The 25,076-nt window shown below is 72.4% G+C and carries 11 protein-coding genes; 5 read left to right on the top strand and 6 right to left on the bottom strand.

The genetic code is table 11. The features are described 5' to 3' along the window. Positions 1–23: 23 nt before the first annotated feature. Positions 24–6,710 carry a type I polyketide synthase gene (locus tag NOO62_RS34870; RefSeq protein ID WP_268774780.1) on the bottom strand — a complete coding sequence of 2,229 codons (6,687 nt, stop codon included), beginning with the start codon at positions 6,708–6,710 and terminating at the stop codon, positions 24–26. A 6-nt stretch (positions 6,711–6,716) separates the two neighbouring features. Then, positions 6,717–15,527 carry a type I polyketide synthase gene (locus NOO62_RS34865; RefSeq protein WP_268774779.1) on the bottom strand — a complete coding sequence of 2,937 codons (8,811 nt, stop codon included), beginning with the start codon at positions 15,525–15,527 and terminating at the stop codon, positions 6,717–6,719. 204 nt (positions 15,528–15,731) lie between these two features. On the opposite strand from NOO62_RS34865, the gene NOO62_RS34860 reads away from it, so the two are divergent. Further along, a complete protein-coding gene (locus NOO62_RS34860) occupies positions 15,732–16,526 on the top strand; it encodes a thioesterase II family protein (protein ID WP_268774778.1) in 795 nt (264 codons plus the stop codon). Positions 16,527–16,692: 166 nt separating this feature from the next. Here the strand turns inward: NOO62_RS34860 and NOO62_RS34855 are convergent, their stop codons facing one another. Continuing rightward, a complete protein-coding gene (locus tag NOO62_RS34855) occupies positions 16,693–17,208 on the bottom strand; it encodes a TetR family transcriptional regulator (protein ID WP_268774777.1) in 516 nt (171 codons plus the stop codon). Positions 17,209–17,281: 73 nt separating this feature from the next. Then, complete coding sequence (locus NOO62_RS34850) at positions 17,282–18,817, bottom strand: DHA2 family efflux MFS transporter permease subunit (protein ID WP_268774776.1); 1,536 nt, start codon at positions 18,815–18,817, stop codon at positions 17,282–17,284. Positions 18,818–19,054: 237 nt separating this feature from the next. Between NOO62_RS34850 and NOO62_RS34845 the strand changes: the two genes are divergently transcribed. The 4 genes from NOO62_RS34845 (at position 19,055) to NOO62_RS34830 (ending at position 23,783) form a co-directional block, all read left to right on the top strand. Continuing rightward, positions 19,055–19,921: an SAM-dependent methyltransferase gene (locus NOO62_RS34845; protein WP_268774775.1), complete on the top strand. Its 867-nt coding sequence runs from the start codon at positions 19,055–19,057 to the stop codon at positions 19,919–19,921. Between the two features lie 44 nt (positions 19,922–19,965). Then, positions 19,966–20,841 (top strand): alpha/beta fold hydrolase, encoded by an 876-nt coding sequence (locus NOO62_RS34840; RefSeq protein WP_268774774.1) that lies wholly within the window; start codon positions 19,966–19,968, stop codon positions 20,839–20,841. A gap of 174 nt (positions 20,842–21,015) precedes the next feature. Further along, the gene (locus tag NOO62_RS34835) at positions 21,016–23,421 is read left to right on the top strand and encodes a type I polyketide synthase (RefSeq protein ID WP_268774773.1); all 2,406 of its coding nucleotides are present in this window, start codon (positions 21,016–21,018) and stop codon (positions 23,419–23,421) included. Between the two features lie 44 nt (positions 23,422–23,465). Then, positions 23,466–23,783, top strand: a complete 318-nt coding sequence (locus NOO62_RS34830; RefSeq protein WP_150174708.1) for an acyl carrier protein — start codon at positions 23,466–23,468, stop codon at positions 23,781–23,783. Positions 23,784–23,860: 77 nt separating this feature from the next. Here the strand turns inward: NOO62_RS34830 and NOO62_RS34825 are convergent, their stop codons facing one another. Further along, entirely contained in the window at positions 23,861–24,523 is a 663-nt protein-coding gene (locus tag NOO62_RS34825) for a response regulator (RefSeq protein ID WP_268774772.1), read from the bottom strand. Between the two features lie 6 nt (positions 24,524–24,529). Then, on the bottom strand, positions 24,530–25,018 hold the full coding sequence (locus tag NOO62_RS34820) for a hypothetical protein (protein ID WP_268774771.1): 489 nt from the start codon (positions 25,016–25,018) through the stop codon (positions 24,530–24,532). Positions 25,019–25,076 lie beyond the last annotated feature (58 nt).

Here is a 25,076-nt window from a genome sequence, read left to right as displayed (position 1 = left end):
GAGGTGTGCGGCCGGCACGCGGCTCACACCCCGAGTTCGTTGTCGATGAAGTCCAGTACCTGCTCGGCGGTGGCCGTCTCCAGCTGGTCCGCCGCGTCGTCGCCGTCCGGCGCGGCGGCCGTGCTCGCCGCGAAGCGGGCGAGCAGCGCCTCCAGGCGGGCCGCGACGGCCGCCTGGTCCAGGCCCTGCGCGACGGCGGCGGACAGGGCGTGCTCGACCCGGGCCACCTCCTGGAGGACTTGGGCGGTCATGTCGCTGTTCGTGGCCCGCGCCGCCGCGCCGGGGGCGAGCCGTTCGGCCAGGTGGGCGGCGAGCACGTGGGCCTGCGGGTAGTCGAAGACGAGCGCCGCGGGCAGCTTCAGGCCGGTCACGGCGGCGAGCCTGTTGCGCAGTTCCACGGCGGTGAGCGAGTCGAACCCGAGCTCCTTGAACGGCGTGTCCACCTGCACGGCGTCCGGGTCGGCGTGGCCGAGGACTCCGGCCGCCTGGGTGCGGACCAGCGTGGTGAGGAGGTCGCGTCGCTCGTCGGCGGTGAGGCCCGCGAGCCTGTCCGACCAGTCCGTCGCCTCGCCCGCCGCGGCCGCGGTGGGACGGGTGGTGGCGGATGTTCCGGTGGCGGCCGCCGCCAGCGTGCGCAGTACGGCGGGGACCGGGGCGTCGGAGGCGGCGGGGACGCGGGGGTCCAGGTCCATCGCGAGCAGGTCGGGGCGCCCGTGGGTGCGCGCGGCGGCCAGCAGGGCGCAGCCGCGGGCCGCGCCGGTCGGCTTGATGCCGTACCGGTCGATGCGGGCCCGGTCGGCCGCGGACAGCGTGCCGGTCAGGCCGCTGGTGGCCTCCCACAGCCCCCATGCCACGGAGAGCCCGGCGAGGCCCTCGGCGCGGCGGCGCGCGGCCAGCGCGTCGCAATAGGCGTTGGCGGAGGCGTAGTTGGCCTGACCCGGGGTGCCCATGGTGGAGGCGAAGGAGGAGAACATCACGAAGAGGCCGAGCCTCATCTCCCGCGTCGCTTCGTGCAGTTCGTGCGCGGCGCCCGCCTTGGCCGCCCACACCCGGGCGAGGCTGTCGGGGTTCTGGCTGCCGATCATGGCGTTGTCGAGCACACCGGCGGCGTGTACGACTCCGGTCAGCGGGTGCGCCGGATCGATCCCGGCGACCAGCGCGGCGACGGCGCCGGGCTCGGTCACGTCGACGGCGGCGAAGGTGACGTCGGACCCCAGCTCGGCGATACGCGAGGCGAGTTCGGACGCACCTACGGCCGCGCCTCCGCTGCGGCTTGCGATGAGCAGATGCCTGCTCTCGCCCGTGCGCGCCAGGTGTTCGGCCACAGCGGCCCCGATGGTGCCGGTGCCTCCGGTGATGAGGACGGTGCCGTCGGGGTCGAGCGGAGCGGGTACGTCGAGCACGAGCTTGCCAGTGTGCTTGGCCTGGCTCATGAAACGGAACACCTCGGGCGCCCGCCCCAGGGGCCGCGCCGCGACCGGCAGCGGTACGAGCGTCCCGTCGGCGAAGAGGCCGCCGAGCAGGTCGAGCATCCGCCCGAGCCGCTCGGGCCCGGCGTCGGCGACCAGGTCGAAGGCTTCGTACCGCACGCCGGGGTGCTTCAGCGCGATCAGTTCGGGGTCGCGCGGATCGCTTTTGCCCATCTCGACGAAACGTCCACCCATACTTGTGCCCGTAGCCCCACCCTCACCCGAACCCTCGCCCTCGCCCTCGCCCTCGCCGAGCAACCGGAGGGAGGCGTCCAGGAGTTCGCCGGTGAGGCTGTTGAGTACGACGTCCACGCCACGCCCACCGGTGGCCCGGCGGACGGCGTCCTCGAACCCCGCGTCACGTGAGGAAGCACGGTGGGCGGCGTCGATCCCCATCTCCTCCAGCACGCCGTGCTTGGCCGGACTCGCGGTGGCGAACACCTCGGCACCGAGATGCCGGGCGATCTGCACCGCCGCCATCCCCACACCACCCGTGGCGGCATGGATCAACACGCGCTCGCCCGCCTTCAACCCGGCCAGCTCGACAAGCCCGTACCAGGCGGTGAGGAACGCGGCCGGGGCCGCGGCCGCCTGCCTCGTGTCCCAGCCTGCCGGGACGGGCGCCAGCATGCGCGCGTCGGCGACGGCCCACGGCCCGAAGGCGCCCTCCAGCATGCCCATCACACGGTCGCCCACCGACAGGCGGGTGACGCCGGGCCCGACCTCCGTCACCACACCGGCCGCCTCGGTGCCGGGCAGCGCGTCGGCGTCCGGATACATGCCGAGTGCGATCAGTACGTCGCGGAAGTTGACGCCGGCGGTGTGCACGGCGATACGGACCTGCCCCGGCTCCAACGGACGCAGCACCTCGTCGCAGGCCACGGCTTCGACGGCATCCAGCGTCCCTGACGTACCACCCACGAGCCGCCAGGCCCGGGCGCCGGACGGCCCGGACAACTCGGCCGGTACGTCGGCGCGCGCCCACCTGGGCACCAGTACGCGATCCCCGCGCAGAGCGACTTGGGGCTCGTCCGCGTCGGTCGCGCAACGGACCGCGCGCAGAATCGCGCGGTCGCCGCGGCCGAACTCCGCGTCATCGACGTAGGTGCCGAGGTCGGTGTCAACGTCGACGTCGGTGTCGACGTCGGCGTCGAGCAGCACGAAGCGGCCCGGGTTCTCCGACTGCGCACTGCGGACCAGGCCCCATACGGCCGCGCCCGCCGGGTCCGGGGCGTACGGCACCCCGCCCGCCTCGTCAGGACCGGCCGCGCCCCGGGTGACGAAGACGAGCTGCGTCTGCTCGAGGCGGGGTTCGGCAAGGAACTCCTGAATGACGCCCAACACGCGCGCCGTCAGGGCGAGTCCGTCCTCGCTCGACGCGGCGTCCGGTGTGTCCACGGGGGCCAGCACCATGGAGGGCGGCGAGGCATCGGCTCCGGCGAGCCCACGCACGCCCTCGACGTCCAGCCCACCGAGCGTCACGCACCCGGCGGCATCGATCGCGCCGAGCCTGTCCACGACCGCCTGGCCGGGAAGCGACGTCCACCGCAGTTCGTACAGTCCATCGGCACCGGACCCGACCGCCCCCACAGCGGCCCGCACCTGTCGGGCACTGGTCGACCGCAGCCGCAGCTCCGCGACGTCGAGCACGGGCCACCCGGTGGGATCGGTGACGATCAGCGAGACCGTCTCCGCACCGCTCCCAAGCAGCGCACTGAGCCCACTGATGCGCACGCGTACGGTCGTGGCGTCGGTCGCCCACAGTGAGACACCGCTCCAGGTGAAGGGCAACAACACCTGCCCATCCGCAGCGCCGTCCAGGCTGCGCTGTGCGAGCAGCGGGTGCAGAGCGGCGTCCAGCAGCGCCGGGTGGATGCCGAACCCGGCGGGCGAACCGGCCTGCTCAGGCAGCTCCACCTCCGCCAGCAGCTCCTCGCCCTGCCGCCACATCGCGCGCAGCCCGCGGAACGCGGGGCCGTACTCGTATCCGGCGGCGGCGACACCTTCGTAGAACTCGCCCACGTCCACCGGCTCCGCCCCCGCCGGGGGCCACGCACCAGCCTGCCGCAGCGGCCTCGCCCCCGACTCCCGCGCGAGCTCGCCGACCGCATGGCACACCCACACCGCCCCGGCGTCCCGCTCAGGACGCGAGTACACGCGTACGTCACTCCCGCCCTGGTCGTCGGCAGCGTCCACGACGACCTGGACCTGGAGGCTCCCGGTCTCGGGGAGCACCAAAGGCGCCTGGAGCGTCAGTTCCCGGAGCGTCGCGCAGCCCGCGTCGTCGGCGGCCCGCAGCACCCACTCGACCAGCGCGGCCCCCGGCACCAGCACGGTCCCGGCGACCACGTGCCCGCCCAGCCAGCTTCCGCGCTCGGCGGAGACCCGGCCATTGAGCACCACTCGCCCGTCGGCGAGCGCGACGACGGTGCCCAACTGCGCGTGCCCCGACCCGGTCGCCCCCTGCGATCCGGCGTCGTCCCGTTTCACCGTGTCGGCGAGCCAGTAGCGTCGGCGTTGGAAGGCGTACGTGGGCAGGTCGACGGTACGAGGCGTCGGCCCGGCCGGGAACCAGCGCCGCCAGTCGACCTCCGCACCCGCCGCGAACGCCTGCGCGGCAGCACGGGTCAACTGAGCGACACCACCGTGATCACGCCGCAAAGTCGGAACCACCGTGGCGGACACATCCGCCCGCTCGATCGTCTCCTCCATACCAAGACCCAGCACCGGATGGGCGCTGACCTCGATGAACAACCGGTAGCCATCGGCAAGCAGCGCCTCCACCGTCTCGGCGAACCGGACCCGCTGACGGAGGTTGGTCACCCAGTAGTCCGTGTCCAACGCCGCGGTGTCCGCGAGACGTTCAGCCGTGACCGTCGAATAGAACGCCACATCCGTCGACACGGGCCGGATGTCGGCGAGGCGTTCGGTGAGGAGGTCGTGGAGTGCGTCGATCTGCGGGTTGTGGGAGGCGTAGCCGACGTCGATGACGCGGGCGCGCAGCCCGGCGGCCTCCGCGTCGGCGACGACGGCCGCGACATGCTCGGGCGGCCCCGAGATGACGGTCGAGGAGGGCCCGTTGACGGCGGCGATACTCACACCAGGACGGTCGCCGATCAGCTCCGCGGCCTGCTCGGCACTGGTCCCCAGGGACGCCATGTCGCCGTGCCCCTGAAGCTGCCGCAGTGCGTCACTTCGTACCGCTACGATCCGTGCCGCATCCTGAAGCGACAGCGCGCCCGCAACACACGCGGCGGCCATCTCGCCCTGCGAATGCCCGATCACGGCAGCCGGGACGATCCCCTGATCCGCCCAGACCGCAGCGAGCGACACCATCACCGCCCACAACACGGGCTGCACGACCTCCACCCGCGCCAGCTCACTCCCATCCCCACGCAACACCTCACACAACGACCAGTCCACATACGCGGACAAAGCCTGCTCACACTCAGCAACCCTCGCCGCGAACACCGGCGACTCATCCAACAGCCGAGCCCCCATCCCCACCCACTGCGACCCCTGCCCCGGAAACACCAACACCGGCCCAGGACCCACATCACCGGACGCCACCCCCGACACCACATCGGCGGACACCACACCGGACGCCAACGCCTCAAGACCAACCGTCAACGCATCCCGATCCCGGCCCACCACCACAGCCCGGTGCTCGAACACCGACCGCGTCGTCGCCAGCGACCAGCCGACCTCGCCCGGCAGCGCCTCCGTGTCCCCGGCCACGAACTCGCCCAGCCGCCGCGCCTGTTCACGCAACGCCTCGGGTGTCCTGCCGGAAACCACCCACGGAACCACGGCACTCCCCGCCACGGACGGGGCGACGCCGGGCACCCTCTCCGGCACCTCCTCCGGCGCCTCCTCCAGGATCAGGTGCGCGTTCGTGCCCGAGATCCCGAACGCGGACACTCCGGCCCGGCGCGGGTGGCCGGTGTCGGGCCAGGGAGTGTGCTCGGTGACGACCTCGACCGCGCCCGTGTCCCAGTCGACGTGCGGGCTGAGTTCCTCGACGTGGAGGGTGGCGGGCACCAGGCCGTTGCGCATCGCCATGACCGTCTTGATGACTCCGGCGACACCGGCGGTGGCGTGCGTGTGGCCGATGTTGGATTTGAGGGAGCCGAGCAGTAGGGGCCGCTCACGGTGCTGGCCGTAGGTGGCGAGCAGGGCGCCCGCCTCGATGGGGTCGCCCAGTTTGGTGCCGGTGCCGTGGGCCTCGACCGCGTCCACGTCGGCCGGGGTGAGCCGGGCGCTCGTGAGGGCGGCGCGGATGACCTGTTCCTGCGCGGCGTCGTTGGGGGCGGTCAGACCGTTGCTCGCGCCGTCCTGGTTCACCGCGGAGCCGCGGACGACGGCCAGGACGTTGTGACCGTTGCGGCGGGCGTCCGAGAGGCGTTCGAGCAGGATCAGGCCGATGCCCTCGGAGAAGCCCGTGCCGTCGGCCGCGGCGGCGAACGGCTTGCAGCGGCCGTCGGGCGCGAGCCCCCGCTGGCGGCAGAACTCGGTGAACATCAGCGGGCTCGACAGCACGAGCACCCCGCCCGCGAGGGCCAGGTCGCACTCGCCCTGGCGCAGTGCCTGGCTCGCCAGGTGGATGGCGACGAGCGACGCGGAGCAGGCCGTGTCGACGGTGACGGCGGGGCCTTCGAGACCGTAGTTGTAGGCCACCCGGCCGGAGATGACGCTGGTGAGGCTGCCCGTGGTGGCGTGTCCCTCGAACCCTTCGGGAATGCGCGGGAGTTGGGACATGTAGTCCTCGCTCGACACACCCGCGTAGACGCCCGTGAGACTACCCTTGAGGGAGACGGGGTCGATGCCGGAACGCTCGAACAGCTCCCAGGAAGTCTCCAGCATCAGGCGCTGCTGCGGGTCCATCGCCAGCGCCTCGCGCGGGCTGATGCCGAAGAAGTCGGCGTCGAAGGAGCCCGCGTCGTCCACGAAACCGCCGTGGCGCACGTAGCTGGTGGCGTAGTTGGCGGGGTCCGGGTGGTAGAGCGACTCCAGGTCCCAGCCACGGTCGGTCGGGAAGTCCTCGATGGCGTCCTTCCCCGCGGCCACGAGGTCCCAGAGGTCCTCGGGCGAGGCGACGCCGCCCGGGAAACGGCAGGCCATCCCGACGACCGCGATCGGCTCGTGCCTGCGGTCCTCCTCCCGCGCCAGGCGCCGACGCGTGTCGTGGAGCTCGGTGGTCACCCTGCGCAGGTACTCGACCAGTTGCTCTTCACTCGCCATGTGGGGTCACCCGGCCTTCGGAGTGGGGGTGGCGCGCGAGGTGTCGGGCCCGACACCCAGCTCGTTGTCGATGAAGTCGAAGATCTGGTCGGCGGACGCGACCTTGAGCCGGTCGGCGGCGCCGCCGTCGTCGTCCGTCGTGACGTCGGCCGTGCCGTTGGCCGCGCCCGTCGCCGTGCCGTTCGCCGTAACGTCGGGCGTGGCATTCGCCGTGGCGTTCGTCGTGGCGTTCGTGGTCTTCCAGCGGGCGAGGAGCGCCTCCAGCCGGGTGGTGATCTCGCCCGTCTCGCCGTGGGTCAGCCGGGTCGCGAGCGCGGCGAGGCTGCCCTCCATGCGGGTCAGGTCGCTCAGCACGGCACCCGGGGCGGACGGTCCGGCAGGGACTCGCGCGGGCCGCTCGCCGCCGCCGGTCAGCCGCTCGCGCAGATGGACGGCGACGGCGGCGGGGGTGGGGTGGCGGAAGACGAGGGCCGTGGGCAGGCGCAGCCCGGTGTCCGCCACGAGCCGGTTGCGCAGCTCGACGGCCGTCAGCGAGTCCAGACCCAGCTGTTTGAACGTGGCGTCGCCGCGCAGCGCCTCCGGGTCGGTGCGGCCGAGGACCGCGGCGGCGTGGGTGCGTACGGCGCCGGTGAGCAGCCGGAGCTGCTCGGCGGCGGACAGGGGGGCCAGCCGGGCCGACCAGTCCGTGGGCGGCGTACGGTCGGCGGCGGTACGCCGTGCGGGGACCCGCGACGCGGCGAGTGCGCGCAGCGGCGCGGGCAGGACGTCGGGGTCTACGGAGGCAAGCGTGCGTGGGGCGAGGCGGACACCGACCAGGGGGGTGCCGCCGTGTGCGCGGGCCGCGTCGAGCAGGGCGGGGAGTTGTCCGGGCTCCATCGCCCTGATGCCGATCCCAGGGGTGCGGGGTGTGTGGGCGCTCGGCTCGGTGGGCGGTGGGGCGTAGGTCAGGACGATGCCCGTCGTGTCGGCGGTGTGCCGGTGGAGGGCGAGTGCTCCACGGAACGCGTCGGCTCCGGCGTCGGCAGCCGACCTCGGGATTCCCAGGTCGGCGCCGGCCGGGGACAGTACGGCGAACAGGGCGAGGGGAAGGTGTGCCGTCGCGGCGTCCAGGGCAGCGGTGACAGCCGCTCGCGCCGCCCACCCGTCGGCGAACGAGCCGCTCGTCGAGGCGCCGGTGACGTGGATGACTCCTGTGAGGGGGTGGTCCGCGCCGACGGCGGCTACGGCCGCTTCTGTCGGCGCGGCAGGGTTGGTGGGGTCGAGGGCGTCCAGCTGCACGGTGGCGCCAAGGTCACGCAACTCGGCTGCGACCGACGGTAGTTGTCCATCGCTCAGGATCCGCAGATGCCTGCACTGATCGGTGCGTACCAAGTGTTCCGCGAGGGCGGCGACCGGTGCCCCGGCCGATCCGACGAGGAGCACCGTGCCGTCCGGGTCGAGCGGCCGCGTCTCGTCGGTGGTCGCGGACGTTGCTGTCGGGGCGGCTGCGAGGAGCCGGGGTGCCAGGATGTGGCCGTGCCGGAGGGCGAGTTGGGGTTCGTTCCCGGCCAGGGCGGCGGCCACGGCATGTTGCAGGGCGGGGTCACCCACCCCAACCCCACCACCCGCACCCACACCCGTGTCGATGAGGAGGAAGCGGCCCGGGTGCTCGACCTGCGCCTGATGCACGAGGCCGCGCACCGCGGCGGCCGACGGGACGGGCAGCGATCCGCCCCCCGCGGCGACCGCGCCGTGCGTGAGCAGCACCAGACGGGCGTCGCCGAATCGCGCGTCGGCGAGCCACTGATCCAGCAGTGTGGCGGTACGTTCCACCGCGGCCGGCGCCTCACTCGCCCCGGTGCTCTCCACATCGGCGAGAACCACGGCCGGAACCGGAGCACCCGCGTCAACGCCCGCACGCAAAGCGTCCAGGTCGCGGACGCCACCTTCACCCAGACGGACCCAGTCCGACGGAGCCTCCCCCGCCGAAACCACCCCCGCTGCCGACTCCGGCTCCGCCACCGGTACCCACCGCACCGCATACAGATCGGACGCCCCACTCCGACCGGTATCCCGCAGCTCCCGCCGCCCCGCCGCGACCACGACCAGGGCCTCGCACGTCAGCACCTTCGCCCCGGTCGGGTCACTCACCGCGACCTGCCAGGTGCGGCCCGAGCGTTCGGAGAGCGGCATGTCGTCGTCCAGCGGTGTGAGGCGGACGCGGACGGATGTCGCGCCGGTGGCCCACAGGGACACCCCGGACAGGCTGAACGGCAGCCACACCTGGTCGGCGCCGGTCGGCGGCTCGCCGAGGAGAGCGGGGTGCAGCGCGGCATCGAGGAGGGCAGGGTGCAGGCCGAACCCGGCCCCGTCCGGCGCCTCTTGAGAAAGTACTGCCTCGGCGTACAGCTCCGTTCCCCGCCGCCACAGGCTGCGCAGACCCGTGAAGACCGGCCCGTAGCCGACGCCGGTCGCGGCGGCCCGCTCGTAGAAGTCGCTCAGGTCGACGGGCTCGGCACCAGCAGGCGGCCACGCCCCCTCCTGATCATCTACGTCACCGTCACCCGCACCCGCAGACTCGGCAACCAGCTGCCCCGCCGCATGACACGTCCACGCCGCACCACCCCCGTCGAGGGCATCCTCGTCGTCAGCTCGTGCGTAGACATGAACATCCCGGCGCCCGCCCTCCCCATCGGCCGCCCCCACCACGATCTGCACCTGCACGCCCCCCGCGTCGGGCAGCACCAGGGGCGCCTGGAGCGTGAGGTCCTCGACGCCCGCGCAACCTGCGTCGTCGGCGGCGCGCAGCGCCCACTCCGCGAGCACGGATGCAGGCACGACAGCGGTACCGAAGAGTGTGTGCTGGGCTAGCCAGGGGTGGCTCTGCCTGCCGATACGGCCGGTGAGCAGCCGTACGTCGCCCTCGGCGAGTTCCGCGGCCGCGCCGAGGAGCGGGTGCCCGGCCTCGGCGAGCCCGAGGCCGACCGCGTCCTGGCCGCCGGCGGCGGCCTCCAACCAGTAGCGACGTCGCTGGAAGGCGTACGTGGGCAACTCCGCGCCGCCCGTCACCCCACCTCCAGGGAACCACTTCTCCCACCTGACCGCGCACCCCGCCGTGAAGGCCTGGGCCAGTGAGAGGGCGAGGCGTGACAGGCCGCCGTCCTCGCGTCGCAGCGTGGGAACGGTGACGGCGTCGGCCCCGGCCTCCTCGAACGTCTCCTGCAAGCCGAGCGTGAGGACCGGATGACTGCTGGACTCGATGAAGACCCGGTGTCCGTCGGCGAGGAGCGCCGTGACGGCGTCGGCGAACCGGACCGGGCGGCGCAGGTTCGTGACCCAGTAGTCCGTGTCGAGCCCGGTGGTGTCGATACGGCTGCCTGTCACCGCCGAGTAGAACGCCACGGGCGCCTGGACGGGACGTATGCCTGCCAGGATGCGGGTCAGCTCGTCGGTGATGGTGTCGACCTGCGGGCTGTGCGAGGCGTAGTCCACGTCGATGACGCGACCCCGCAGCCCGCGCGCCTCGGCGTCCGCGACGACGGCGGCGACCTGCTCCGGCGGGCCGGAAATCACGGTGGACGAAGGCCCGTTGACGGCGGCGATGCCCACCCCGGGCTGCCCGTCGACGAGAACGGCGGCCTGCTCCTGCCCCACGCCGAGGGAGGCCATGGCGCCCGCGCCCGAGAGCTGCCGCAGCGCCCGGCTGCGCAGCGCCACGATCTTGGCCCCGTCCTCCAGCGTGAGCGCCCCGGCCACGACAGCCGCGGCGATCTCGCCCTGAGAGTGTCCGACGACGGCAGCCGGGACGATCCCCTGGTCAGCCCAGACCTCGGCGAGCGACACCATCACAGCCCACAACACGGGCTGCACGACCTCCACCCGCGCCAGCTCACTCCCGCCCCCGCGCAACACCTCACACAACGACCAGTCCACATACGCGGACAAGGCCTGCTCACACTCAGCAACCCTCGCCGCGAACACCGGCGACTCATCCAACAGACGAGCCCCCATCCCCACCCACTGCGACCCCTGCCCCGGAAACACCAACACCGGCCCAGGACCCACATCACCGGACGCCACCCCCGACACCACATCCGGCGACACCACACCGGACGCCAACGCCTCAAGACCAACCGTCAACGCATCCCGATCCCGGCCCACCACCACAGCCCGGTGCTCGAACACCGACCGCGTCATGACCAGCGCCCGGCCCACCTCCGCGGCGGACGCGGTCCCGCCAGGACCGCCCTCCGCGACGAACTCCGCCAATCGGCGCGCCTGTTCACGCAGCGCCTCACCGCTGCGCCCGGAGACCACCCACGGCAGCAGCCCGCCGTCCGACTCGGCAGGAGCGGCCGCGGGCGCCCCGTCATCCGCCTGCGCCTCTTCGAGCACCAGGTGCGCGTTCGTCCCGGAGATGCCGAAGGACGACACCGCCGCCCGGCGCGGACGGTCGCCGCGCGGCCAGCCGACCGGCTCGGTGAGCAGCCGTACCGCACCCGTCGACCAGTCCACGTGCCCGCTCGGCTCATCCACGTGCAGGGTGGCGGGCAGCAGACCGTGCCGCAGCGCGAGCACCATCTTGATCACACCGGCGACTCCGGCGGCAGCCTGCGTATGGCCGATGTTCGACTTCACCGAACCCAGCCACAACGGCCGCTCCGGAGAACGCCCTTGACCGTATGTGGCGAGCAGCGCCTGCGCCTCGATCGGGTCGCCCAGCGTCGTGCCGGTGCCGTGCGCCTCCACGGCGTCGACCTCGTCGGCGGCGAGCCGGGCGTCGGCGAGTGCGGCACGGATCACACGCTGCTGCGAGGGTCCGTTGGGCGCGGTCAGGCCGTTGCTGGCACCGTCCTGGTTCACCGCTGAACCACGTATCACCGCGAGGACCTCATGCCCCTTGCGCCGCGCCTCGGAGAGACGTTCCAGGAGTACGAGGCCGACGCCCTCGGCCCACCCCGTGCCGTCGGCGCTCTCCGCGAACGGCTTGCAGCGCCCGTCGGGGGCGAGCCCGCGCTGGCGCGAGAACTCGGTGAACATGCCCGGCGTGGCGAGGACCGTGGCGCCCCCGGCGAGCGCCAGGTCGCACTCGCCGCGCCGCAGCGCCTGCGCCGCCAGATGGAGGGTGACCAGCGACGACGAACACGCCGTGTCGACCGTCAGCGCGGGCCCTTCCAGGCCGAAGCTGAACGAGAGGCGGCCCGAGGCGACACTGGGGGTGCTGCCGGTCAGCAGGTAGCCGTCGGTGGACTGGGACGGTTCGTGGAGCCGGGGGCCGTAGTCCTGGCCCGTCATGCCGACGAACACGCCGGTGGGGCTGCCCTTGAGCGTCCGGGGGTCCAGTCCTGCCCGCTCGAAGGCCTCCCAGGCGCATTCGAGGAGCAGCCGCTGCTGCGGGTCGACGGCCAGCGCTTCCCGCGGGCTGATGTCGAAGAACTCGGCGTCGAAGTCGGCGGCCTCGTACAGGAACCCGCCCTGCCGCGTGCAGCTGGTGCCCGACCGGTCCGCGTCGGGGTGGAAGAGCCGCTCCAGGTCCCAGCCGCGGTCGGTGGGGAACGCGCCGATCGCGTCGGCGCCGTCCGCGATCAGCCGCCACAGGTCCTCCGGCGTACCGGCACCCCCCGGGTAACGGCAGCTCATGGCGACGATGGCGATGGGGTCGTCATCCGTGCCGGACGGGTCGGCACCGTCGAAACCGGTGCCGTCCGGGCCGGTACCGTCCGGCCCTGCGGACCGTGCGAGGTTCTCGTCCCCCGTCCCCATGAGCCGCGCGCGCAACCGCGCCGCGACGGCCAGCGGCGTCGGATGGTCGAAGGTGAGGGTCGCGGGCAGCGGCAGCCCCGTGACCGTGCCGAGCCGTTCGCTCAGCTCGGCGGCGGCCATCGAGTCGAAGCCCAACTGCTTGAACGTGCGCGCTGTTTCCACCGTCGAAGAGGTGCCGCCGAGCACGAAGGCCACCTGCTTGGCGACCAGACCGAGCAGCGTGCGCTCCTGGTCGGCGACGGAGAGCGCGGCGAGCCGCTCGGCGAGTTCGGTGCGCGCGCTGCCGTCCGGGCGCTGTCCGGCCTCATCCGGCGGGGAGGCTTCCCGGGACGCCTCCCGATACTCCGCGGGTTCCGCGTCGGGCCAGTACCGCTCCCGCTGGAAGGCGTACGTGGGCAGACTCAGGCGCTGCGCGCCGCCGCGCGCACCGTACGCGGCGGTGAAGTCGACATCGACGCCCCGCACGTACGCCTGCGCGAGTGCCGTCATGAACGTGTGCACCTCGTCGCGCCCGCGCCGGCACACGGCCACCGCGGCGGGGCGCGGACGGCCGGGACCGCCACCCGAGGCCGAGTCCACGGAAGCGGTCACGGGAAAGCACTCCCGCGCCATCGCCGACAGGGGCGCGTCCGGGCCGAGTTCGACGAACGTCGTCACGCCGCGCTCGCACAGCCCGCGCACCCCGGCCAGGAACCGCACGGGTTCGCGCGCATGCCGTGCCCAGTACTCGGGGTCGGCCTGCTCGCCACCGTCCGCCGCGACGGGCTCACCCGTGACGTTGGAGACGACAGGGATGACCGGCGCGTGGAAGGTCAGTCCCGCGGCGACGGCGCGCAGCTCGTCGAGGACGGCATCCATGTGCGGGGAGTGGAAGGCGTGGCTGACCTTCAGGCGACGGGCCTTGCGGCCGTACGCCTGCCACGCGGCCGTCAGCTCCTCGACCGTGTCACGGTCGCCGGACACCACGACGGATTCGGGGCCGTTGACGGCGGCCACGGCGACCCGCTCCTCGTGCCCGGAGAGCAGTTCGGCCGCCTCGTCCGCGGTCGCCTGCCACGCGGCCATCGCCCCCGGCGCCCGCACCGCCTGCATCAGCCGTCCGCGGGCCGCGACCAGGGCGCTCGCGTCGGCCAGGGAGAGGACTCCGGCCACGTGCGCGGCGGTGATCTCGCCGACCGAGTGGCCGAGGACGTAGTCGGGGGTCAGGCCGTGGGCGGCCGCGAGCCGGTACAGGCTCGTCTCGATCGCGAAGAGTGCGGGCTGGGTGTACTCGGTCCGGTCGAGCAGCCCCTGCCGCTCGGCGTCGTCGCCGAGGACGATATCCCGCAGCGGACGGTCCAGATGTACGTCCAGCGCCGCGAACGCCTCGTCGAGGGCGTCGGCGAAGACCGGATGGGCCGCGTACAACTCACGTCCCATGCCCGGGCGTTGTGCTCCCTGTCCGCTGAAGAGGAAGGCCGGCTTGCCGTCGGAGTACGCCTCGCCGCACACCACGGCCGCGGTCTCCTCGCCCGCGGCCAGCGCGTCCAGGGAGCCGAGCAGGTCGGTGGTGTCGGCGCCGAGCAGGACCGCGCGGTGGGCGAGGGGGGTGCGGGTGGTGGCGAGGGCGTGGCCGATCCGGGCGGCGTCGGGAGTGGTGGGGTGGGCGGCGAGGTGTGTGCGCAGCCGTGCGGCCTGGGCGGGCAGCGCGGCAGCGCTGTGGGCACTCACGGGCCACGGGACGACAGCCGACGGCTCCACGGAAGCAGCCTTCTCGGCCACGGGCACACGGGCCACAGACGCATCAGCCACCACAAGATGTCCGTTCGTGCCCCCCATGCCGAACGACGACACCCCGGCGATCAGCGGCTGCTCGGGGCGCGGCCAGTCCGCCGGTTCGCGCTGCACGGTCAGGCCGAGGTCGGCCAGTGGGATGGCCGGATTGGGCGTACTGAAGTTGAGGCTCGGTGCCAGCCTGCGGCGGTGGATGCTCAGTGCCGTCTTGAGCAGTCCGACGATCCCGGACGCCGCTTCGAGATGGCCGACGTTCGTCTTCGCGGAGCCGACGGCGAGCGGCGCGGTCCGCGCACCGTCCTGACCGGGCGCGGCGCCGAGCGCCGCCCCGAGCGCCGCCGCCTCGACAGGGTCGCCGACGGGCGTACCCGTGCCGTGCAGTTCGACGTACTGCACCTGATCAGGCCTCACTTGCGCCTGATCGCACGCCGTGCGCACCACGTCGCGCTGCGCCTGCCCGCTGGGCAGCGTGAGTCCGTCCGTCGCTCCGTCGCTGTTGACGGCGCTGCCGCGGACGACGCAGTACACCGTGTCGCCGTCGCGCCGCGCCGCGCCGAGCGGCTTGAGCACCACGAGTCCGCCGCCCTCGCCGCGTACGAACCCGTCGGCGCGTGCGTCGAAGGTGTGGCAGCGGCCCGTGGCCGAGAGGCCGCCGAAGCGGGCCTCGGCCAGTGCGGTGGAGCGGGGCGAGCAGATGAGGTTGACGCCGCCCGCGAACGCGGTCTCGCACTCGCCGCGCCGGATGCTCTCGCAGGCCAGGTGCACGGCGACGAGCGACGAGGACTGTGCGGTGTCGACGGTCAGGCTCGGCCCCGCCAGGTGGTACGCGTACGAGATGCGGTTGGCCAGAATGCTGCGGTGGACGCCGGTCATGGTGTGCCGGGTGACGGCGTTGCGCGTGGCGCGGTTCAGGACGTCGGCGTAGTCGTCCCAGAGGGCGCCGACGAAGACCCCGGTGCGGCTGCGGGCGAGCGTGGGCGGCCGGATACCGGCGTCCTCAAGCGCTTCCCAGCTCAGTTCGAGGAGGAGCCGTTGCTGCGGGTCCATCGCCTCGGCCTCGCGCGGGCCGATGTGGAAGAAGGGGGCGTCGAAGCCGTCGATCCGGTCCAGATAGCCGCCGGGGCCGCGCAGGCCCGAGTCGGTGCGCCGTTGCTCGGGCGGGGTGTCGCGCACGGCGCTGCGGCCCTCGCTCAACAGCCGCCAGAACGCCGCCGGGTCGGACGCTCCGGGCAGCCGGCAGGCCATCCCGACGACCGCGATCGGCTCGGGGCCTGCGATCCGCTCCTGGCTGCCAGAAAACATCAACGGCGCTCCCGGTCCGAAATCGGAGATCGCTTCGAGTACCGGGCTCATCGTGAGCGGGCTCTCTAAAGGCGAACCAAACCCCGGCTAGCCGTCCGCCGCTTTAGACGGGCGCTATGGGCCGCGGCCAGCATCGGGGGCGGAAACAAGAGCGGATCGCGAGCGGGACGACAGCGGAACGACCGCGGGACGAGAGGGAGAGCGATGGACAGGGGCACTGCGCAGGCGCCGCGGAACACGGGGGCCGGGGTGTGGCTGCGGCGGTACCACGACTCCGCTCCGGCACCGGTGAGGCTGGTCTGCTTCCCGTTCGCGGGCGGCTCGGCAAGCTACTGGTTCGGCCTCTCCGAGCTGCTCTCGCCCGGCATCGACGTGCTGGCCGTGCAGTATCCGGGTCGGCAGGACCGGCACAAGGAGCCGTGCCTGGAGTCGGTGGCCGCGCTCGCCGACGGCGTCGTGGACCAACTGCCGTCCGACGGGCGGCCCTTCGCACTGTTCGGACACAGCCTGGGCGCGATCGTGGCGTTCGAGGTGGCGCGGCGCCTGCGGGATTCCGGCCCCGGGGGAACCGGCCCCGTGCATCTGTTCGCCTCCGGCGGGCTCGCCCGGCCCTACCGTCCCGCCGGGCGGTCGGGAACGTTGGACGACGCGGACATCCTGGCGCATTTGCGGGCGATGGGCGGCACCGACGAGCGGTTCTTCAGGAGCCCGGAGCTGCAGGAGCTGATCCTGCCCTCGCTGCGGGCCGACTACCGGGCCGTGGCCACGTACGACGCACCGGGGCCTGAGCGTCTTGACTGCCCGATCACGGCGCTGATCGGTGACGCCGACGAGCGCACCTCGCCCGAGGAGGCCGGCACGTGGCGGGAGCGCACCGGTGCGGCGTTCGACCTCCGGGTGCTGCCCGGCGGTCACTTCTACCTCGACAGCTGTCAGGAGCAGGTGGCGGCGATCGTGACCGCGGCGCTGGCAGTGACGGCCGGAACATCCGGAACGTAACGGCGGGCACGGGTACGGGCATGGCCGGGAAAGACCCCTGGCGTGCTCCGTCGAGGGAAGCCGGAGCACGCCAGGTTGGACCGGACGCGGCAGCCGGGGGGCGGTGGCCGCGCGCGGTCGTCCTACTTCGTACGCGGCCGCCCGCCGAGGGCTGTCGCGTACGACATCAGGGACGCAGGTCTTCCAGGCAGTAGAGCGCCTCGTCCAGAGTGGCCGCGAAGTCCATCTCCGGATCGTTCGCCCAGTCCAGGGAGACCTGCAACATCACTCCGAACAGGGCTCCGGTGTAGGCGCGGACCGCGGGGTCCCCCGGGTCGCGCCCTGCCCGCTTGGCGACTTGTTCGGCGAGGAGCTGCATGGTCTGGCTGATGTTGCCCAGGCTGGCCCCCCAGAGCTCCGGCTCGGAGAGGATGAGCACGAAGCGTTCGCGCTGCAGGGCCAGTTCCTGCTCGGTGATGTCGTTCAGCATCGACCGGATGGCCTGTCGTTCGGCCTGGATCGGCGTCAGGTCGGGTGACTGGGCCTGGAACATCATGGCGAAGGGCAGGTCGTAGTCGTGCGAGAAGACCAGGTCCTGCTTGGTCGCGAAGTAGCGGAAGACGGTGCTCGGGGCGACCTCGGCGGCTTCGGCGATCTGCTCGATGGTCGTGGCGGTGTACCCCTGTGCCCTGAACAAGCGCACCGCCTCCCGCTGAATCGCGGCCTTGGTCCTGGCTTTCTTGCGTTCTCTCAGTCCAGGCACTGTTCCGCCCTGGTCAGACTGCGTCTGCTGCTTCATGCTCAGATTCTGCGGGCTTGGCGGTGCTCTGACCAACATGGCGTGGCAGCCACACCACAGCGATCAGCACGCCGAGCAGTCCCAGGCCGCCGGAGACGACGAGGACGACGTCCAGGGCGTGGACGTAGGCTGAGCGCACCGACTCGGTGAGCCCGTTGCTCTTGAGCGCGCGGGCCACGGCGAGACCGCCGAACACGGAGTCCTTGACGGCGCCCTGTGCCTGCTCGGGCACTCCGTCGAGGTCGAGCTTGCCGCGGTAGCCGGAGTTGAGGACGGACCCCAGGATGGCCGCGCCGAAGCTGCCGCCGAGGGTGCGGATGGACTGGTTGACGCCGGAGCCGACGCCGGCGGCGTCCTCGTTGAGCGCGCCGAGTGCCGCGTCCATGGCGGTGGGCAGGGCGATGCCGAGGCCGAGGCCGTACGCCGCCGTCCATGCGGCCGCCAGGCCGGTGCCGCTGCTGATGTCGGTCGTCGCGCCGTAGAAGAGGGCGGCGGAGAGGAGCGCGAAGCCGATGCCGACGGCGGTCTTCGGGCCGAGTGCCTTGGCGACCTTGTTGGCGACGGTCACACCGACGAGGAGGCCGCCGACCATCGGGAGCAGCCGGAAGCCGCTGCCCATCGCGTCGGTGCCGAGGACCGCCTGGTAGTACTGCGGCATCGTGAACAGCACGCCGAACATCGTGAAGTTGATGACGGTGCCGAGCATGGTGCCCGAGGTGAACCGGGCCGAGCGGAACAGCGAGAGGTCGACCAGCGGGTCGGCCACCCGCTTCTCCCAGATCACGAAGACCACGATGGCGAGCATGCCGCCGAGGGTCGGCACGAGGGTGGTGACGTCGGTCCAGCCCTTCTCGCCGCCCTGGATCACGCCGTACGTCATCGCCGCGAGACCCACGCTGGAGAACACCAGGCCGCCCACGTCGAACGGCTTGGCCTCCTTGGCCTTGGACTCGGGCAGCCAGGCCGACACCGCGAGGAAGGCGAGGATCACCACGGGCACGTTGATCAGGAAGACGGAGCCCCACCAGAAGTGGTTGAGGAGGTAGCCGCCCAGGATCGGGCCGAGCGGATAGGCGAGCATCGCCGCACCCGCCACCGCGCCGATGGCCTTGGGCCGCTCCTCGTCGGAGAACATCACCGGCAGGAGCGACAGTGTCGTCGGCATGATCAGTGCGGCCCCCAGGCCGAGCACCGCACGCGCGCCGATGAACGTGCCGGAGTCCTGGGCGTAGGCACAGCCCAGCGAGCTGATGCCGAAGATCACCAGGGCGACGAGCAGCACCTTCTTGCGCCCGAACCGGTCACCGAGCATGCCCGCGGGGATCATTCCGGCGGCGAACACGAGCGTGTACGAGGTCACGAACCACTGCAGCTCGACGTTGTTCGCACCCAGATCGTCGGCCATGGCCGGCAGCGCCAGGCTCAGGATCGTCACATCGAAGCCCACCACCATTGAGGCGAGCACGAGAGCCCCGACGGCCCACCACCGCCGCGCACCCAGATCTGCTGACACGAGAGTCGACCTCCTAAAGAGAGCTCAATATCTAGTCGGAGCGTACTCTCATTTTTTATCTCCCGGTACCAGGGGTTCCGTATGGAACGCGTCAAGAAGCCGTGAAGGGCCCGGTCCTCCCCGGTCCTTACGAGGGGTGCGCGCCCCTACTAGGGGTGGGCCCAGGGGCGCCCTAGGGGCTGTTGAGGGGCAGGGGTGGGGTTGTGACACCGCGTGCCACGCCGTGACGCTGAGGTGGTGACGGACAACGCGACGACCAAGAAGCCCCCGACGGTGAACAAGACCGTCGCCCCCGAGCCGAGCGACATCGGCCACTACTACGACCACAAGGTCTTCGACCTGATGACTCAGCTCGGAGACGGCAACCTGCACTACGGCTACTGGTTCGACAGCGGCGAGCAGGAGGCCACGTTCGACCAGGCCATGGTCCAGATGACCGACGAGATGATCCGGCGTCTCGACCCCGCACCCGGCGACCGCGTCCTCGACATCGGCTGCGGCAACGGCACCCCCGCCATGCAACTGGCCCGCGCCCGCGACATCGAAGTGGTCGGCATCTCCGTGAGCGCCCGCCAGGTCGAGCGCGGCAACCGCAGGGCGCGTGCGGCGGGGCTCGCCGACCGGGTCAGGTTCGAGCAGGTCGACGCCATGAACCTGCCGTTCGACGACGCGTCGTTCGACCACTGCTGGGCCCTGGAGTCCATGCTCCACATGCCCGACAAGCAGCAGGTCCTCACCGAGGCCCTCCGCGTGGTGAAGCCCGGCGCGCGGATGCCGATCGCCGACATGGTCTACCTCAACCCCGACCCGAGCAAGCCGCGTACCGCCACGGTCAGCGACACCACGATCTACGCCGCGCTCACCGACATCGGCGACTACCCCGGCATCTTCCGCGCCGCCGGCTGGACGGTCCTCGAACTGACCGACATCACCAGCGAGACCGCCAAGACGTACGACGGCTACGTCGAGTGGATCCGCGCCCACCGTGACGAGTACGTCGACATCATCGGCGTAGAGGGCTACGAGCTCTTCCTGCACAACCAGGCCGCCCTCGGCAAGATGCCCGAACTCGGCTACATCTTCGCCACCGCACAGCGCCCCTGACACCACATCCCCCGGCTCCCCTCCTCCACCCCAAGGGCCCGCCTGTGAAGAACCTCCGCGTCCCCGTGTCGCAGACCGTCTCCCTCAACGTCCGGCACCTGCCCGCAGGCGGATCGGGTGCCGCGGAGCGTCCGTTCCTGCTGCTGCACGGCATGCTGTCGAACGCCCGCATGTGGGACGAGGTCTCCGGGCGGCTCGCCGCCGCCGGGCACCCGGTGTACGCCGTCGACCACCGCGGCCACGGCGAGTCGGACGCACCACCGGACGGCTACGAGAACGCGGCCGTCGTCACGGACCTGGTCGAGGCGGTCACCGCCCTCGGCCTGTCCGGCGCGCTGGTGGCCGGGCACTCCTGGGGCGCGCACCTCGCGCTGCGCCTGACGGCCGAACGCCCCGACCTGGTGGCCGGTCTGGCCCTGATCGACGGCGGCTGGTACGAGTTCGACGGACCGGTGATGCGGGCCTTCTGGGAACGCACCGCCGACGTGGTGCGGCGCGCTCAGCAGGGCACCACGAGCGCCGCCGACATGCGCGCCTACCTGAAGGCCACGCACCCGGAGTGGTCGTCCACCTCCGTCGAGGCACGCCTCGCGGACTACCGCGTCGGACCGGACGGCCTGCTCATCCCCCGCATGACCTCGGAACAGGTCATGTCGATCGTCGAGAGCCTGCAACGCGAGGCCCCCGCCGACTGGTACCCGAAGATCACCGTGCCGGTCCGGCTGCTCCCCCTCATCCCCGCCATCCCCCAACTGTCCGAGCAGGTACGCGCATGGGTCGCCGCGGCGGAGGCGGCCCTGGAACAGGTGAGCGTGCGCTGGTATCCGGGCTCCGACCACGATCTGCACGCGGGCGCACCCGACGAGATCGCCGCCGACCTCCTCCTCCTGGCGCGCGAGGTGACGGGGTCCGCGAGGTGACGGCGCCCGCGAGGTGACGGCGCCCGCCAGAGAGCCGCGTCCCGGCGACAAGGCGGGAGTTAGACCCGCTTAAGCAGCCGCGGCAACCCTGACAACGACAGCGTGCGGCTCACGCCTGCCCGCACCGTCCCACCTGAGGCTTCACGCGCGAGAACAGGAAGGCTGACGATTCCCGTGGCGAACGAAGAGAAGCTCGTCGAGTACCTCAAGTGGACGACCGCCGAGCTGCACCAGACCCAGCAGCAGCTGCGCGACCTCAAGGCCGCACAGCACGAGCCGGTCGCCGTCGTCTCGACGGCCTGCCGGCTCCCCGGCAGGACCCGCACCCCGGACGACCTGTGGGACCTGGTGTCGGAGGGGCGCGACGCCGTCACCGGTTTCCCCGACGACCGCACGTGGGAGCTCCCCGAGGACCCCCCGTACGCGCAACTCGGCGGTTTCCTCGACGACGCGGCCGGATTCGACGCGGGCTTCTTCGACATCGGCGCGACCGAGGCCGTCGCCACCGAACCCCTGCAACGGCTCATGCTCCACCTCGCCTGGGAGACCGTCGAACGCGGCCACATCGCCCCGCACACGCTGCGCTCCACCCTGACCGGCGTCTACGTCGGCGCCACCGGGCACGACTACGCGACACGCCTGGAGACCGCACCCGACGAGCTGCTGCCCTATCTCGGCGGCGGCACGTCCGGCAGTCTCGTCTCCGGCCGCATCGCGTACGCCCTCGGCCTCGAAGGCCCCGCCATCAGCGTCGACACGGCCTGCTCGTCCTCGCTGGTCGCCCTCCACCTGGCCTGTCAGGCGCTGCGCCGCGGCGAGTGCCGGCTGGCCCTGGCGGGCGGCGGCACCGTCATGTCGACCCCGCACACCTTCCATGCCTTCGCGCATCAGAAGTCCCTTGCGCAGAACGGCCGTTGCAAGCCGTTCGCGGCCGCGGCGGACGGCATGGGGCTGGGCGAGGGGGTCGGCCTGGTCCTCCTCGAGCGGCTCAGCGACGCCCGGCGCAACGGCCATCCCGTACTCGCCGTCATCCGCGGCTCCGCGGTCAACCAGGACGGCGCGGGCTACGGCCTGGCGGCCCCCAACGGCCCCTCCCAGCAGCACGTGATCCGCGCCGCGCTCGCCGACGCCGGGCTCACCCCCGACCAGGTCGACGCCGTCGAGGCACACGGGACGGGCACGCCCATCGGCGACGCCATCGAGGTGCAGGCCCTCCTCGCGACCTACGGCGCGGGACGCTCCCCCGATCGTCCCCTGTGGCTCGGCTCCGTCAAGTCCAACACCGGGCACACGCAGGGCGCGGCCGGTACCGCGGCGCTCATCAAGATGGTCCAGGCGTTCAAGCACGACACGCTGCCGCCGACCCTCCACGTCGACCGGCCCACCCCGCTCGCCGCCTGGAAGAAGGGCGCGGTCCGGCTGCTCACCGAGGCGGTCGACTGGCCGCGCCGCGACGAGCCCCGCCGGGTCGGCATCTCCGCCTTCGCCACGTCCGGGACCAACGCCCACCTCATCCTCGAAGAGCCTCCGGCGCCGGACGCCCCCGTCGACACCGACACCGCGGTGCCCGGACTCCCGGTGGCCTGGCCCCTGTCCGCACGTACCCCCGAAGCCCTCCAGGAACAGGCGAAGGCACTCGTCACCCACCTGACGTCCGCCGACCCCGCCCCCTCCCCCGCCGAGGTCGCCCACTCACTCGCCGCCACCCGCAGCCCCCTGGAGCACCGAGCCGTCCTCACCGGCACGGACACCACCGGCCTCCTCAGCGTCGCCCGTGCCCTGGCCGCGGGCGACGACCATCCCGACCTGACCCGCACGCCCGCGGACGCCACTCCCAAGAGGGTCGCCTGGCACTTCGACGGCACGCCTGCCGTCGGCATCGGGGCAGCGGCCGCCGACCTCAGCGCGGCCTTCCCCCTCTTCGCGGCAACGCTCGCCGAGATCCGGACCCTCCTGGACACCCACGTCGCCGCGTCCCTCACCGCGTCTCTCCCCGCCACCGCATCCGAGTCCCTGCACTTCGCGCTGCACACGGCGCTCGCCCGCGTGCTGCTGGAGGCCGGAGTGCACGCCCACACGGTCGGCGGGACCGGCACCGGCCACATCACCGCCGCCTACGCGGCGGGCGTCCTGGACCTCGACGACGCGTGCCGCCTGGCCGCGACCCACTTCACGGCCTCCGCGGAGGGCGGGCCGCCCACCCCCGAGACGTACAAACCGGTGCTGAAGGACCTGACGTTCCGGCCCGCGACGCTCGCGCTCACCGGCACCGCCCCGGCCGACACCCCCCTGTCCTCCCCCGACTACTGGCACCACCACCTCACCTCCGCGGCCCCCGGCCCCACCCCCACCCCTGACCCCGAGACCCACACCCTCCTCGACCTGAGCACCTTCCCCGACTCGCTCGCCGTGCACACGGTGCTGACGGCGCTCGCGCGGCTCCACACCTCGGGCGGCACGGTCGACTGGACGCCCCTCACACGGCGTACACCGCGGCCCCGGACCATCGACCTCCCGACGTACCCCTTCCAGGCCACGCGTTACTGGCTGCACGACCACACCACGCACACCGCGGTGTGACACACGGTGTGTCACGTCAACACCCCACTCACACAGGAGCATTCATGACCAGCACCGACAACACTCCCGGCCAGGACGCCACCGAGCTGGAGAAGCAGCTCGCCGCGGCCACCCCCGAGGAGCGCGAGAAGCTCCTCACCGACACCATCCGCACGCAGGCCGGCACCCTCCTCAACACCACGCTGAGCGACGACAGCAACTTCCTGGAGAACGGCCTCAACTCCCTCACCGCCCTCGAACTCACCAAGACCCTGATGACGCTGACCGGCATGGAGATCGCGATGGTCGCCATCGTCGAGAACCCGACCCCGGCCCAGCTCGCCCACCACCTCGGCCAGGAACTCGCCCACACGACCGCATAGCCCCGCGGGCCACCGGCCCTTCGAAGCACCCCCCGCCCCCGGAAGCACGCGGCCGCCCCGGGGGCACAAACATGCCCTCAGCCGCGGGCCAGACCGCTCTCCCAGGCCCACACGGCGATCTCGACGCGGTTGCGCGCGGCGAGTTTCGTCTGCACGTGGGCAAGGTGCGCCTTGACGGTCGACTGGGAGACGAACAGCTCGCCGGCGATCTCCGCGTTGGTCATGCCGTTGGCCAGCAGCCGTACGACGTCACGCTCGCGGCCGGTGAGTTCCTCCGTCGGCTGCCGACTCGCGGTAGGCCCGGCGGACGTCCAGTCCTTCAGCATCCGTACGGTGATGGCCGGCGAGATCAGCGAGTCCCCGGCCGCAGCCGCGCGCACGGCCTCCACGAGCAGTTCGGGGCTGGCGTCCTTGAGCAGGAACCCGCTGGCTCCGTGCTGCAAGGCCTTACGGACGTATTCGTCGTCGTCGAAGGTGGTGACGATCAGCACCCGGGGCCGGCAGTCCTCCAGGGTCGTCGCCTCCGCGCACAGCCGACGCGTGACCTCCAGGCCGTCGATTCCGGGCATCCGGATGTCGGCGAGCAGCACATCCGGCTTCAGGCGCCGTGCCGTCTCCAACGCGGCGTCGCCGTCCGCCACATCGGCGAGGACGTCGATGCCCGGGCTCTTCTCCAGGATCATCCGAAAACCCATGCGGACCATGTCCTGGTCATCGGCGATGACCACGCTGATCGCCATGCGCGCTCACTTGCCCGCTTCGACCGCGCCCCGAGGGGACGAGGATGCGGCAGGGGCGGGGGCGAGGATCGTCACCGTGGCCGTGACCACGTGCGTGGGGTCCGCGGAGCACGCGAAGGAGATCTCGGCGCGGCCCGTACGCGCGCGTGGCGAGATCTCGGCCCGCCCCTGGAGAACGCCGTCGACGCCGGCCCGCAGGTCCGTCACCTCGACGGGCGTACGCGCGGTCGTCCCGTCCCCGACCGGCTCGCCCTCGGCCCGGCCGCCCGCGTCCGGGTCGCCGCACCCGTACAGCGTCAGCGTGACGGAGTCGCCGTGGTGCGCCCGCGCGGGCGCGACCTCGGCGACGGGCGCCGGGGAGGCCAGGGAGGCCGCGGGCGCCGGGGAGGCCGGGGCATCGGAGTCGCCGCGTGCCGGAGCGAGCAGGGCGCCCGACAGGGACACGGCCCCGGCGCAGACAGCCCAGACGGCACCGGCCACAGGAAGTCGCCACATGACGGAACCACCCTTTCGACTCCGGCAACGCTAGGGCGGCCGACGTCACGGTGACGCG

The organism is Streptomyces sp. Je 1-369, assembly GCF_026810505.1.
GTDB lineage: Bacteria > Actinomycetota > Actinomycetes > Streptomycetales > Streptomycetaceae > Streptomyces.
This window is presented reverse-complemented; position numbering and strand designations above follow the sequence as displayed.

Bases quoted from the DNA above. Each gene is read 5' to 3' on its own strand.
- NOO62_RS34865 (WP_268774779.1), bottom strand. From the start codon at position 15,527: ATGTTTTCTGGCAGCCAGGAGCGGATCGCAGGCCCCGAGCCGATCGCG.
- NOO62_RS34825 (WP_268774772.1), bottom strand. From the start codon at position 24,523: ATGGCGATCAGCGTGGTCATCGCCGATGACCAGGACATGGTCCGCATG.
- NOO62_RS34830 (WP_150174708.1), top strand. From the start codon at position 23,466: ATGACCAGCACCGACAACACTCCCGGCCAGGACGCCACCGAGCTGGAG.
- NOO62_RS34870 (WP_268774780.1), bottom strand. From the start codon at position 6,710: ATGGCGAGTGAAGAGCAACTGGTCGAGTACCTGCGCAGGGTGACCACC.
- NOO62_RS34820 (WP_268774771.1), bottom strand. From the start codon at position 25,018: ATGTGGCGACTTCCTGTGGCCGGTGCCGTCTGGGCTGTCTGCGCCGGG.
- NOO62_RS34860 (WP_268774778.1), top strand. From the start codon at position 15,732: ATGGACAGGGGCACTGCGCAGGCGCCGCGGAACACGGGGGCCGGGGTG.